The 12,733-nt window shown below is 40.2% G+C and carries 11 protein-coding genes; 4 read left to right on the plus strand and 7 right to left on the minus strand.

Going from position 1 to position 12,733, the window contains the following annotated elements; translation table 11 throughout:
* Positions 1 to 220: 220 nt before the first annotated feature.
* Positions 221 to 1,954, minus strand: coding sequence for a phosphoenolpyruvate--protein phosphotransferase (gene ptsP, locus HMPREF0849_RS00415; protein ID WP_000138129.1), 1,734 nt, complete (start codon positions 1,952 to 1,954; stop codon positions 221 to 223).
* A gap of 5 nt (positions 1,955 to 1,959) precedes the next feature.
* Positions 1,960 to 2,223, minus strand: coding sequence for a phosphocarrier protein HPr (locus tag HMPREF0849_RS00420; RefSeq protein WP_000146948.1), 264 nt, complete (start codon positions 2,221 to 2,223; stop codon positions 1,960 to 1,962).
* Positions 2,224 to 2,584: 361 nt separating this feature from the next.
* Between HMPREF0849_RS00420 and nrdH the strand changes: the two genes are divergently transcribed.
* The 4 genes from nrdH to HMPREF0849_RS00440 all read left to right on the plus strand — a co-directional run bounded on the left by nrdH (position 2,585) and on the right by HMPREF0849_RS00440 (position 7,101).
* Positions 2,585 to 2,803, plus strand: a complete 219-nt coding sequence (gene nrdH, locus HMPREF0849_RS00425) for a glutaredoxin-like protein NrdH (RefSeq protein ID WP_000259240.1) — start codon at positions 2,585 to 2,587, stop codon at positions 2,801 to 2,803.
* Positions 2,804 to 2,883: 80 nt separating this feature from the next.
* Positions 2,884 to 5,043 (plus strand): class 1b ribonucleoside-diphosphate reductase subunit alpha, encoded by a 2,160-nt coding sequence (gene nrdE / locus HMPREF0849_RS00430; RefSeq protein WP_000523265.1) that lies wholly within the window; start codon positions 2,884 to 2,886, stop codon positions 5,041 to 5,043.
* A gap of 188 nt (positions 5,044 to 5,231) precedes the next feature.
* Positions 5,232 to 6,194, plus strand: a complete 963-nt coding sequence (nrdF, locus tag HMPREF0849_RS00435) for a class 1b ribonucleoside-diphosphate reductase subunit beta (RefSeq protein WP_000451373.1) — start codon at positions 5,232 to 5,234, stop codon at positions 6,192 to 6,194.
* Between the two features lie 139 nt (positions 6,195 to 6,333).
* Entirely contained in the window at positions 6,334 to 7,101 is a 768-nt protein-coding gene (locus HMPREF0849_RS00440; RefSeq protein WP_000917586.1) for a DeoR/GlpR family DNA-binding transcription regulator, read from the plus strand.
* A gap of 39 nt (positions 7,102 to 7,140) precedes the next feature.
* Here HMPREF0849_RS00440 and lacG read toward each other — a convergent pair whose 3' ends face one another.
* The 5 genes from lacG to lacD all read right to left on the minus strand — a co-directional run bounded on the left by lacG (position 7,141) and on the right by lacD (position 12,733).
* Positions 7,141 to 8,547 carry a 6-phospho-beta-galactosidase gene (gene lacG, locus HMPREF0849_RS00445; RefSeq protein ID WP_000169306.1) on the minus strand — a complete coding sequence of 469 codons (1,407 nt, stop codon included), beginning with the start codon at positions 8,545 to 8,547 and terminating at the stop codon, positions 7,141 to 7,143.
* A gap of 84 nt (positions 8,548 to 8,631) precedes the next feature.
* Positions 8,632 to 10,326: a lactose-specific PTS transporter subunit EIIC gene (locus tag HMPREF0849_RS00450; protein WP_001037311.1), complete on the minus strand. Its 1,695-nt coding sequence runs from the start codon at positions 10,324 to 10,326 to the stop codon at positions 8,632 to 8,634.
* Complete coding sequence (locus HMPREF0849_RS00455) at positions 10,326 to 10,643, minus strand: PTS lactose/cellobiose transporter subunit IIA (protein ID WP_001078317.1); 318 nt, start codon at positions 10,641 to 10,643, stop codon at positions 10,326 to 10,328. The genes HMPREF0849_RS00450 and HMPREF0849_RS00455 overlap by 1 nt, the downstream gene beginning before the upstream one ends.
* 35 nt (positions 10,644 to 10,678) lie before the next feature.
* A complete protein-coding gene (locus tag HMPREF0849_RS00460; RefSeq protein ID WP_000285733.1) occupies positions 10,679 to 11,515 on the minus strand; it encodes a PRD domain-containing protein in 837 nt (278 codons plus the stop codon).
* Between the two features lie 237 nt (positions 11,516 to 11,752).
* A complete protein-coding gene (gene lacD, locus HMPREF0849_RS00465) occupies positions 11,753 to 12,733 on the minus strand; it encodes a tagatose-bisphosphate aldolase (protein WP_001219095.1) in 981 nt (326 codons plus the stop codon).

The following is a 12,733-nucleotide window of genomic DNA, read 5'->3' on the forward strand; positions in this document are numbered from 1 at the left end:
TCTATTTGCAATTCATTTCTAAATTGCAGAAACTCCTCTCTATTACTTAACTGGTTAATAGTTTACTCCTAAATTTGCAACTTGTCAAGAATTTTATGAACCGGTTAAGTATTTTTTTTGTTCTGACCACAACTTTCTCAAGATTGGGCTTTATATAAGAAAAATTAGCTTGAAAATTCTTTAAAAAAATCCCTGCAACTGGGTTGCAAGGACTTTTCGATTAATCAAAATTAACGTATTCTTTTTGAAGTTCAAGGACTTCTTCCATTGTTGAGCATTCTGTAAGGGCACGATTTGCGTACTCTTCCATCTTAGCTGTATCGAGTTTCTTCATCAAGCTACGTGTACGAAGTACTGATGTTGCTGACATAGAGAACTCATCCAAGCCCATTCCTACAAGAAGTGGAACAGCTTGTTGGTCACCAGCCATCTCACCACACATACCAGCCCATTTACCTTCAGCGTGAGCTGCTTTGATAACGTTGTTAATCAAACGAAGGATTGATGGGTTGTATGGTTGGTAAAGGTATGAAACTTGTTCGTTCATACGGTCTGCTGCCATTGTGTATTGGATCAAGTCGTTTGTACCAATTGAGAAGAAGTCAACTTCTTTAGCAAATTGGTCTGCAAGCATTGCTGCTGCTGGGATTTCGATCATGATACCAACTTGAATATTATCCGCAACTGCAACACCTTCAGCAAGAAGGTTTGCTTTTTCTTCGTCAAAGACTGCTTTCGCTGCACGGAATTCTTTCAAGAGCGCAACCATTGGGAACATGATACGCAATTGACCGTGAACAGACGCACGAAGAAGGGCACGGATTTGTGTGCGGAACATAGCATCTCCAGTCTCAGAAATAGAGATACGAAGGGCACGGAATCCAAGGAATGGGTTCATTTCGTGAGGCATATCGAAGTAAGGAAGCTCCTTATCTCCACCGATATCCATTGTACGAACGACAACAGGTTTACCGTTCATTCCTTCAAGTACAGCCTTGTAAGCTTCGTACTGCTCGTCTTCTGTTGGGAAGTCTTGAGAATCCATGTACAAGAACTCTGTACGGTATAGACCAACAGCTTCAGCACCGTTATCATTGACACCTTCAACGTCTTTTGGAGTACCGATGTTGGCAGCCAATTCAAAGTGTTTACCATCAGCTGTTACTGTTTTAGCATCTTTCAAGAGAGCCCATTCAGCTTTTTGTTTCGCATACGCTTCACCAGCAGCCTTGAATTCTGCTGCTTGCTCATCAGTTGGGTTGATAATAACCTCACCAGTGATACCGTTAACGGCAAGAATATCACCGTCTTTAACGATTTCAGTGATGTTGTTTGTACCCAATACTGCTGCAATTTCAAGCGTACGCGCCATGATAGCTGAGTGGCTTGTACGTCCACCAATGTTTGTTACAAAAGCTTTAACAAAGTTTTTGTCCAATTGAGCTGTATCTGAAGGAGTCAAGTCATGCGCAATCACGATTACTTCTTCATTGATAGAAGCTGGGTTTGGTAATTTTTTACCAAGTAGGTTTGCCAATACACGTTTTGTCACGTCGCGGATATCCGCAGCGCGTTCTTGCATGTATGGGTTGTCTTCCATGCCTTCAAAGATAGTGATAAACATGTCTGTTACTTCTTTCAGACCTGCTTCTGCATTCACTTTCTTCGCACGGATTGTTTCCTTGATTTGGCTGATCATTTCTGGGTCAGCAAGAACCATTAAGTGAGCGTCAAATACTTGAGCTGCTTCTTCACCGAGCGTACCTACTGCTTTCTCGCGAATAACAGAAAGCTCGTCTTGTGATGCCTGTAGAGCGGCATCAAGGCGAGCTTCTTCTGCGTTTGTATCTTCGACTGTAATAGTCTCAAATGACAAATCCGGTTGAACGAGTAGATATGCTTTTGCAACTGCAACACCGTCAGATGCTGCGATTCCTTTAAGCATTTCTGTCATTTTCCTTATGCCAATCCTTCTTTTTCCATAGTTTCAGTGATAGCAGCGATTGCGTCGTCAGCATCTGCACCTTCAGCTGAAATTGTAACGTCAGCACCTTGGCCAACACCAAGACTCATAACACCCATGATAGATTTAAGGTTTACTGATTTACCTTTGTATTCAAGAGTGATATCTGAAGCAAATTTGCTAGCTGTTTGAACCAACAATGTTGCTGGACGTGCGTGAATACCTGTTTCTGCCACTACGTGGAAATCTTTAGAAGCCATAGTTTGACTCTCCTTTAGTTATTTCTTTTTTGGATTATATGTGATAACCCTTACAAGACTGTATTATATCACCTTCTAGATTATTTTTCAAGTGTTTTATGGACTTTCTTCTATTTCCTTTCTGATAACTTGCTGAAAATCTTCTATTTATCTTACCAATATACAGTATGTAGTTTTTTTATTTTGAGAAACTTTGACAGTTCAACGGAAATCAAAATTTATGTTTCCAAAAACACTATATCTTGTGCTTTGTTTTTGAAACTGTAACTTTTTAGCACAAGATTTAGTTTAAAAAGTTTGACAAAGTTTTTTTTTCTGATATACTAAGAAAGTAATCTATTTTGAAAGAGGAGTTACGAAAATGGTAACCGTTTATTCTAAAAACAACTGTGTCCAATGTAAGATGACCAAGCGTTTCTTGGACAGCAACAATGTCGCTTATCGTGAGATCAATCTCGACGAGCAACCAGAGTACATCGATCAAGTTAAAGAGCTCGGTTTCAGCGCGGCTCCTGTTATCCAAACACCAACTGAAGTCTTTTCAGGCTTCCAACCAGGAAAACTGAAACAATTAGCATAATCTTAGTACATCATCCAGAAGAGATTGCTTCTAGGGCTAACTTAGAGGCCTTTCTTTTGTAATTAGATAAAGGAAATTTTATGGGATTAAAACATCTTGAGGACGTGACCTACTTCCGTCTCAATAACGAAATCAACCGTCCTGTTAATGGACAAATCATGCTTCATAAAGATAAAGAAGCCTTGGATGCTTTCTTTAAAGAAAATGTAGTTCCAAACACTATGGTTTTTGATTCAATCACTGATAAAATCAACTACCTCATTGAACACAACTACATTGAAACAGCATTTATCAAGAAATACCGTCCAGAGTTTTTGGAAGAATTGCATCAATTTATCAAAGACCAAAACTTCCAATTCAAATCATTCATGGCTGCCTATAAGTTTTACAACCAGTATGCCTTGAAGACTAATGACGGTGAATATTACCTTGAAAGTATGGAAGACCGCGTCTTCTTTAATGCACTTTATTTTGCTGACGGGGACGAAGCAATTGCGACTGATATTGCCAATGAAATCATCCACCAACGCTACCAACCTGCTACTCCTTCCTTTTTGAACGCAGGTCGTGCTCGTCGTGGGGAGTTGGTATCTTGTTTCTTGATTCAAGTAACTGATGACATGAACTCTATCGGACGTTCTATCAACTCAGCTCTTCAACTTTCACGTATCGGTGGTGGTGTAGGTATTACTCTAAGCAACCTTCGTGAAGCTGGCGCACCTATCAAAGGTTATGAAGGAGCAGCTTCTGGTGTCGTTCCAGTTATGAAACTCTTCGAAGACAGTTTCTCCTACTCTAACCAATTGGGTCAGCGTCAAGGTGCTGGGGTTGTCTACCTCAATGTCTTTCACCCAGATATCATCGCCTTCCTTTCAACTAAGAAAGAAAATGCCGATGAAAAGGTTCGTGTTAAGACCCTCTCACTTGGAGTTGTGGTGCCCGATAAATTCTACGAATTAGCTCGTAAAAATGAAGAAATGTATCTCTTTAGCCCTTACTCTGTAGAGCTTGAGTACGGTGTGCCATTCAACTACATCGACATCACTGAAAAATATGATGAATTGGTCGCAAATCCAAACATCCGCAAGACAAAAATCAAAGCTCGTGATTTGGAAACTGAAATTTCTAAATTGCAACAAGAATCTGGTTACCCTTATGTCGTCAACATTGATACAGCCAACCGTGCGAATCCAGTAGATGGTAAGATTATCATGAGTAACTTGTGTTCTGAGATTCTTCAAGTTCAAGAACCAAGCTTGATCAACGATGCTCAAGAATTCCTTCAAATGGGAACAGACGTTTCATGTAACCTTGGTTCAACCAACGTGGTCAACATGATGACTTCACCTGACTTTGGTCGTTCTATCCGTGCGATGGTTCGTGCTTTGACTTTCGTTACAGATAGTTCACACATCGTAGCTGTCCCTACTATCGACCACGGAAACAGTTTAGCTCACACCTTTGGTCTTGGTGCCATGGGGCTTCATAGCTACCTTGCCCAACAACTGATTGAGTACGGATCACATGAGTCAATTGAATTTACAAGCATCTACTTTATGCTTATGAACTACTGGACCTTGGTAGAATCTAATAACATAGCGCGTGAACGTGGTATCACCTTCCACAACTTTGAAAAATCAGACTATGCTAACGGAAGCTACTTCGACAAGTACGTGACAGGCGAATTTGTTCCAAAATCAGACCGTGTTAAAGAACTCTTCAAAGATGTCTTTATTCCAAGTGCTGCTGATTGGGCTGAACTTCGCGAAAAGGTTCAAGCAGATGGTCTTTATCACCAAAACCGCCTTGCTGTAGCTCCAAATGGTTCTATCAGTTACATCAACGATGTTTCTGCATCTATCCACCCGATTACGCAACGCATTGAAGAACGCCAAGAGAAGAAAATCGGTAAAATCTACTATCCAGCTGCAGGTTTGTCTACAGATACCATTCCTTACTACACTTCTGCTTATGACATGGATATGCGTAAGGTGATTGATGTTTACGCTGCCGCAACTGAACACGTGGATCAAGGACTTTCACTCACTCTCTTCATGCGTAGCGACATTCCAAAAGGTCTTTACGAATGGAAGAAAGAAAACAAACAAACGACACGTGACCTATCTATCCTTCGTAACTATGCCTTTAACAAGGGTATCAAGTCTATCTACTACGTCCGTACCTTTACAGACGATGGTGGAGAAGTCGGTGCTAACCAATGTGAAAGCTGTGTGATTTAATTTTTGCTTGAGGAAACTACATTTTCTCAGATTAGTGATTCAATCACCGTGTTAGACTGGAATAAGCATCTATACTATGAAATAACAAAAAGTCGGGCTTCCGACTTTTTGTGCGATACTCCTCTAGAATTATGATAAAATAGAAATAATTGTGAGCTCGCAATATTAAACACAGAAAGAGATTTCAAATGGAAACTTACTACAAAGCCATTAACTGGAATGCCATCGAAGATGTCATCGACAAATCAACTTGGGAAAAGCTGACAGAGCAATTCTGGCTCGATACGCGTATCCCCTTGTCAAATGACCTAGACGACTGGAGAAAACTATCAAACAAAGAAAAAGACTTGGTTGGAAAAGTCTTTGGTGGTTTGACCCTTTTGGATACCATGCAATCTGAAACAGGAGTTCAAGCACTTCGCGCAGACATCCGTACACCACATGAGGAAGCTGTTTTCAACAACATCCAGTTTATGGAATCTGTCCACGCAAAATCTTACTCTTCTATCTTTTCGACCTTGAACACCAAGGCCGAAATCGAAGAAATCTTTGAATGGACCAACACTAACCCCTACCTACAAAGAAAAGCGGAAATTATCAATGAAATCTACCTCAATGGTAGCCCACTAGAAAAGAAAGTTGCCAGTGTTTTCCTTGAAACTTTCCTCTTCTACTCTGGTTTCTTTACACCGCTTTACTATCTCGGTAACAACAAACTGGCCAACGTTGCGGAAATCATCAAACTGATCATTCGTGATGAGTCTGTTCACGGAACTTATATTGGTTACAAATTCCAACTTGGTTTTAACGAATTGCCTGAAGAAGAGCAAGGAAAGCTCAAAGAATGGATGTACGATCTGCTCTACACTCTCTACGAGAACGAAGAGGGCTATACAGAAAGCCTCTATGACGGTGTTGGTTGGACTGAGGAAGTTAAAACCTTCCTTCGTTACAATGCTAATAAGGCTCTTATGAACCTAGGACAAGATCCACTCTTCCCTGATTCAGCTGATGATGTCAATCCAATCGTTATGAACGGTATTTCAACAGGAACTTCTAACCACGACTTCTTCTCTCAAGTCGGAAATGGTTACCTCCTTGGTGAAGTTGAAGCCATGCAAGACGAGGATTACAACTACGGTTTGGACTAATTTGACCAATCATTCAAAATATCATGGTTTGTTTAAAACAACCATGATATTTTTGTTTTTGTTTTATTTTGTTTTTTTCTATTTGATTGATTGAGCGTTTTATGGTAAGATAATAATAGTAGAAATCGAGGTGATAAGGATGCTAAAGCAAGAAAAACTAGATAGTATTCTAGAAGCAGTAAATACAAAAGGCACTATTACTGTAAAAGAGATTATGGAGAGTCTTGATGTGTCAGATATGACAGCTCGCCGCTATTTACAAGAACTAGCAGACAAGGATTTGCTGGTTCGTGTGCACGGTGGCGCTGAAAAACTTCGTACAGGTTCTCTCTTAAACAACGAACGCTCAAACGTCGAAAAACAAGGCTTGCAGATTGCTGAAAAACAAGAAATTAGCCGTTTTGCAGGGCATTTGATTGACGAAGGTGAAACTATTTTTATCGGGCCAGGAACAACCTTAGAATGTTTTGCTCGTGAGCTCCCAATTGATAATATTCGTGTTGTAACAAACAGTCTTCCTGTTTTTCTCATCCTAAACGAACGAAAACTAACAGATTTGATCTTGATTGGCGGAAATTATCGCTCCATCACTGGTGCTTTTGTAGGGACACTTACCTTACAGGATTTGACCAACCTTCAGTTTTCTAAGGCTTTTGTGAGCTGTAATGGTATTAAGGATAAGGCAATTGCTACTTTCAGCGAAGAAGAGGGCGAGGTACAACGAATCTCCTTGAACAATGCCAATAAAAAATACTTACTGGCAGACCACAGCAAGTTTAATAAGTTTGATTTTTACACGTTCTACAATATCTCAGAGATTGATACCATCGTTTCAGATTCCAAACTGAGTCAGGAGACATTTGAAGACCTGTCGAAACAAACAACCATTCTTTTATCAAAACCATAAAAATTCCCCTGCCTTTTGGCGGGGAATTTTTGTTGAATTTTATTCAATAAGTTGTGTCTCAGCTAGTTTCTTGTACCAGTGAGCTGATTTCTTAGGATAACGTTCTTGAGTTTCAAAGTCTACATAAAAGAGACCGTAGCGTTTTTCATAACCGTTTGACCAAGAGAAGACATCCATCAATGACCAGATAAAGTAGCCTTTGACGTTGGCTCCATCAGAGATTGCATCTGCAATCACTTCCATATGTTTCTTAACATAATCAATCCGTCCATCATCGTAGACTGTTCCATCCACAAACTCATCTTTGTATCCGAGACCATTCTCTGTGATGTAGATTTTTTTGTAATTTGGGTAATCTTTCTTCACGCGCATGATTTGATCATACAAACCTTGAGGGTAGATAATCCAATCCCAATCCGTACGTGGTACATAATCAGGAGCTACACGACGACCAACACCTTTGATTTGGTATTTAGAGCTTCCTTTCTCACCTTTACCATTATGGATAATTTCAGTTTCTCCATCAAAGGCTTGCATCCAATCACTCATATAGTAGTTAATGCCGAGGAAGTCGTTCAAGTCTTTTGCAGCTTCTAATGCTGTGAAATCTTCTTCACGAAGATCTAAGCTACCACCATTGATGGATAAAATATGGTTGACGCCTTCCATGGTTTCTCCGGAATATCGTCCAAGATAAGTTGCATCCAAGATAAATTTATTGTGGATGATATCTTCCAACTCAGCAGCGCGAACATCTGCTGGATTATTTGGATCCAGAGGATACTTAGTAGGCAGGGCATGAACCACACCAATTTCACCTTTATAGCCTTTAACCTTATATAGCTTGACTGCACGCGCATGCGACACCATCATATTGTGATGAGATTGAAAGACTTTGGCAAGGTCGTACTGAATACCTGGAGGGAATTTCCCAACTAAATACTGACCATCTCCTATCGGCCCAATTTCATTAAAGGTTGTCCAATAGTTGACTTCAGGAAATTCTTCAAAACAGAAGGCTGCATAATCCACAAAGTGATCAATGTTTTCTCTGTTCAGGAAATCTCCATTTGAATGAAGTGCTTCTGGCGTGTCAAAGTGATGAAGAGTTACAAAGGGCTCAACATGCCGTTTGTGACATTCTGCAAATAGATTATGATAGAACTCAACTCCCTTGGCATTGACTTTCCCGTAACCAGTTGGAAAGATACGTGACCAAGCGATTGAAATACGGATACCATTGACACCATACTCTTCTGCTAGTTTGAGGTCAACTGGGTATTTGTGATAGAAATCACTGGCTGGTTCAGCAGTGTACCAGTAGTTATCTTTGAGGTATTTATCCCAGGCAACTGGTCCTTTACCATCGGTATTGGTCGCACCTTCTGCTTGATAGGCTGCTGTTGCCCCGCCAAAAATAAAGTCTTTTGGAAGTGTTTTTGTCATTTGATTCACCTTTCAAGAAATAGAAATGAGATGGAGATAGAGTCGGGAGGAATTCCTCCATCTCACTTCTTCGCTATTTACCTTTTATTCTTCAAACTGCGCTTGAACAAAGGCAAGAGCGCCTTTTCCATCGCGAGTCAATTTAATGTATTGGCCACCTTCTGTCTTGGCAAGTTTGATACCAAGTTTGTCGGTTTCGGCCTTCATGTCTTCAAAGTTTGAAGCAACTTGAGGAGCAAGGATAACCAGATCAAACTCAGGCAACATTTCACGGTGAGCACCATAGCCACCAGCTGCTGCTTTAACAGGAACTTGGTACTCTGCAGCTGCCTTATTTAGAGCATTTGCAAGAAGACCACTTGTACCTCCTCCTGCACAGAGAACGAGAACATTTGTTTCTTCTGTAATTGTGTTTTGCGCTTCTTCTACACCTGCTTTTTCAAGAATAGCATCTGCTTTGGCAGTATTGAAGTTTGCTGCTACTTTTTCTTTCAATTCATCATTGGCTTTACCTGAACGCTCTTCTTCAAGAATTTGTTCATCATAAACCTTGAGGAATGGATAGTAAATGGCTACGTCAACAAGGATTAACAAAGCAGCAAGTACAAATGACAAGAATTGGAAGTTTGTACCGAGAACAATACCGAGCGGACCTGGTGTTGTCCAAGGAAGGTTGGCAGTAAATGAGTTCATGCCAAGCGTTTCAATAAAGAATTTAAAGATCCATACGTTGGCAATTGGCGCAAAGATAAATGGAATAAAGAAAATCGGGTTCAATACAAGCGGTGCACCAAACAAGATTGGTTCATTTACACCAAAGAAAGTTGGAACTACTGAAGCACGTCCGATTGCACGGTTTCGTTTTGATTTGGTCAACCACATGAACATGAATGGAACAACCAGTGTCGCACCAGTACCACCCATGGTAACGATAAACATTTGTGTACCAGAAGTAAGAATCTTATCTGCATGCATCCCTTGTTGGAGAAGGTTCAAGTTGACCTCAGCATTTGCATAGGTAATAGCTGCGATTGCAGGTTCGACGATTGAAGGACCGTGGATACCAACAAACCAGAAGAAGGCAAAGGCCCCAAAGATAATGGTAATACCTAGATAACCATCAGCAGCAGAGAATAATGGTGCAAAGAATTTTCCAATTGATTCAGCTACGCTTGCACCAACAAAATGACGAGCTAGTAAATCAAGAGCATAAAGAGAAACCACTGATAGAGTGAATGGAATCACATCTTTAAATACTTGTGAGATATTTGGTGGAACTTCGTCAGGCATACGAATAGTGACGTTGTTCTTAACACAAACCTTATAGATGGCTACAGTAACAAAGGCAGCAAGGAAGGCTGAAAGCAACCCTTTTGTCCCCAAGAATCCAGTAGCTAGGCCATTTTCGATAGGATCAGCTGCCAACATCAACAAACCAACAATTGCTGCCAACAATGTTGACATATAGTTGATTTGATTGGTTTTCTCCATGCTACGGTTTACTGAGTCGGTCAATGACTTAGCTGTTGTACCAGCTACCAAGAGAGCTAGAATCCCCATTGAATAGCTATAAGGTTTCATGAGGAGATTAACAACATCATCAGACCATTTAAAGCCCCATGAGTTAGGAACAAAGGCAATCAAGATAAAGATACTTGAGAAGAGAATAACAGGCATCCCTGCAATGAAACCATCACGGATAGCACGAAGATAGATATTACGAGATAGTTTTTCAAAGAAAGGTTTCCCTTTCTCGATAAAAGCAATTAATTTATTCATTACTTAACTCCTCTCTTATAGAGTTCGATTAAATGGTGCATCAAATCTTTTAACAAGATAGTCGTCATCAAGTGGTCTTGGCCATGCATCATGGTTACACTATAGGCCAAATCTTCACCAGCTGCTTCCTTAGTCAATAGACTTGTTTGCGCGTGGTGTGCCTCCGCGATGCAAGAACCAGCTTCATCGACTAAGCTATCTGCTTTCGCAAAATCGCCAGCTTCAGCAGCCTTCAAGGCTTCCAATAGTTTTGAACGTGCATCGCCAGCATAGGCTACGATTTCAAAACCTAACAATGTTACTTCTTCTCTATTCATGATAGAATTCTCCTTATGTATTTTTAATTAAATTTTTATGACAATAAACGTTGGATATGTAGAACTAGATAAACTCGTTCACTTTTATACAAATCAAGACCCGTATGTTGCGTAATCACATCATAGATCTTGGAACCAATCTCGAACGCTTTTGGATAGGATTGTTTAATATGATCTTCCATATCCAGAAGTGATTGATTATCATCTCTGGAACGGTCTAAATAATCCAAAAAATAGTTGAGATGAATCATAAAACGATCATAGAAATGATTATTCTCTTTGGTTCGTTGAATTGCATAACCCTTTAGCACTTCTTCAACATTCCTGAGAATTTCTTTCCTCTTATCAATCGACTCAACAACTTCCACTTCATTCTCACCTTCGGCATTGATAAAATGATAAGCAATCCGAATAATTTCGTCTTCAGGGAAATTTTCTGTCAACTTCTGACGATAGATTTCAAAGGCTTCCTTTGCGATTTGAAAAGCGACAGGATACTTAGTGGAAATATCTGGCAGATTACTATCCTTGTACCTTCCTTGTGCTAGAGCTTGGTAAGAGCAGTAAATATGATCTGTCAAGGTTACGTAGAGATACTCTTGAATCGGATAATGATATTTCTTTGATAGCTTATCAATGATTTCATAAGTCACTGTGATAAAATCAAGCGGAACATCTTTGAGGAGAGCCATAAAGTTTTCCCTAGACTCCTCTGTCTTCATCCGAAAGATTTTCTCAACTTGATCTTCAGAAATTAAATCCCCCTTCTTTTTCCCAAATGCAATCCCCTTACCAATCACAATCACTTCTTCTCCCTTATCATTTCTGACAAGAGAGACGTTGTGATTCATTGGATTTAGAATTCGATACATGGCAACCTCCTTTTATCTCTTAATGGTATATGAGTATAAAAAATGACCACAAATGAACTAGAAAATCTTTTGATCTCTAATTCACCTGTGATCATGCCTAATATTACTTAGTAACACTCACCTTGTATTAACTTGTGATTTAAGTATAGCACAAGTAAGTTTTTTTGTAAACCTTTACATTCAACTTTTTTTAAAATTTTTATTTAGATCAATGTTCCTAAGATTAGGGGGGAAAACTTATACACGTTCAGTCCATGAAGTTGCTGTTGTTTGAAGAACCTTGTTGAGTTCGTCAATGTTCTCAAATCCAGTTGTGCGTAGCCATTCACGAGCTGCTGCCTCACCATCTTTGATGTAGGCTTCAACTGATCCAGCCCAAGTTGCACGGCCGCAAAGAACACCGTTGAAGTTTGCGCCTGATTCGTGAGCAAAGACAAGGGTTTCTTGGAAGAGTTTAGCTGATACACCTGCACTTAAGTAGATGTAAGGAAGATTTGTTGCTTCGTCTTGCGCTTTGAAGAAAGCTGCCGCTTCTTCACGTGTATGCACGATTTCACCTTCACCAAATCCTTCAACGTATTTCACATTGACTGGAACTTCTACTTTCAAGACATCAATGTTAAAGCGTGGGTCTGAGAAGACCTTCATAGCACCGATAACCTTGTGTGGCTTCACTTTTGCGTATTCTGCTGAACCTGCATCAGCAATCTTTTCATCGTAAGCCAAGATCTCAAGGAAGAAAGGAATATCTTCTGCTACACACTCAGAACCGATGCGTTCGATGTAGGCTTGTTTTTGTTGGTTGAGTTCGTCAGAGCTGTCTACGTCATAGTAAAGCAAGAACTTGACTGCATCTGCGCCTTGTTCTTTGATGCGTTTGGCAGACCAAACATCCAAACAGTCAGGCAAGCGTTTAGTGCTAGTTGTGTCATAACCTGTTTTCTCATAAGCAAGGAGAAGACCAGCATTTGGATCAAGCGCTTTTGTAGCTGGAAGTCCATACTCTGGGTCTAGAAGCATAGAGGATGCGTATTTTGTCAATTCATCTGCTACCAAGACTTTGAGTTCTTCCATTTGAGCCACAGTTGGTTCCTCTGTTTGGTATTGAGCCATGAGACGTTTCAAAGCGCCACGTTGGTCAAAGGCAAGAGCTGAGATAATGCCGTTTTCATCTGAGAGTTTTTTCAAGCAAGCGCGTTTATTTTCTGTTAAAGCCAT

It is taken from the genome of Streptococcus sp. C300 (genome assembly GCF_000187645.1).
Taxonomy (GTDB): Bacteria; Bacillota; Bacilli; order Lactobacillales; family Streptococcaceae; genus Streptococcus; species Streptococcus oralis_CQ.

Excerpts from the sequence above, each read along its gene's own strand:
- lacG (WP_000169306.1), bottom strand. The coding sequence starts at position 8,547 with ATGACAAAAACACTTCCAAAAGACTTTATTTTTGGCGGGGCAACAGCA.
- HMPREF0849_RS00460 (WP_000285733.1), bottom strand. The coding sequence starts at position 11,515 with ATGTATCGAATTCTAAATCCAATGAATCACAACGTCTCTCTTGTCAGA.
- HMPREF0849_RS00455 (WP_001078317.1), bottom strand. The coding sequence starts at position 10,643 with ATGAATAGAGAAGAAGTAACATTGTTAGGTTTTGAAATCGTAGCCTAT.
- lacD (WP_001219095.1), bottom strand. The coding sequence starts at position 12,733 with ATGGCTTTAACAGAAAATAAACGCGCTTGCTTGAAAAAACTCTCAGAT.
- HMPREF0849_RS00420 (WP_000146948.1), bottom strand. The coding sequence starts at position 2,223 with ATGGCTTCTAAAGATTTCCACGTAGTGGCAGAAACAGGTATTCACGCA.
- nrdF (WP_000451373.1), top strand. The coding sequence starts at position 5,232 with ATGGAAACTTACTACAAAGCCATTAACTGGAATGCCATCGAAGATGTC.
- ptsP (WP_000138129.1), bottom strand. The coding sequence starts at position 1,954 with ATGACAGAAATGCTTAAAGGAATCGCAGCATCTGACGGTGTTGCAGTT.
- HMPREF0849_RS00450 (WP_001037311.1), bottom strand. The coding sequence starts at position 10,326 with ATGAATAAATTAATTGCTTTTATCGAGAAAGGGAAACCTTTCTTTGAA.
- nrdE (WP_000523265.1), top strand. The coding sequence starts at position 2,884 with ATGGGATTAAAACATCTTGAGGACGTGACCTACTTCCGTCTCAATAAC.
- nrdH (WP_000259240.1), top strand. The coding sequence starts at position 2,585 with ATGGTAACCGTTTATTCTAAAAACAACTGTGTCCAATGTAAGATGACC.
- HMPREF0849_RS00440 (WP_000917586.1), top strand. The coding sequence starts at position 6,334 with ATGCTAAAGCAAGAAAAACTAGATAGTATTCTAGAAGCAGTAAATACA.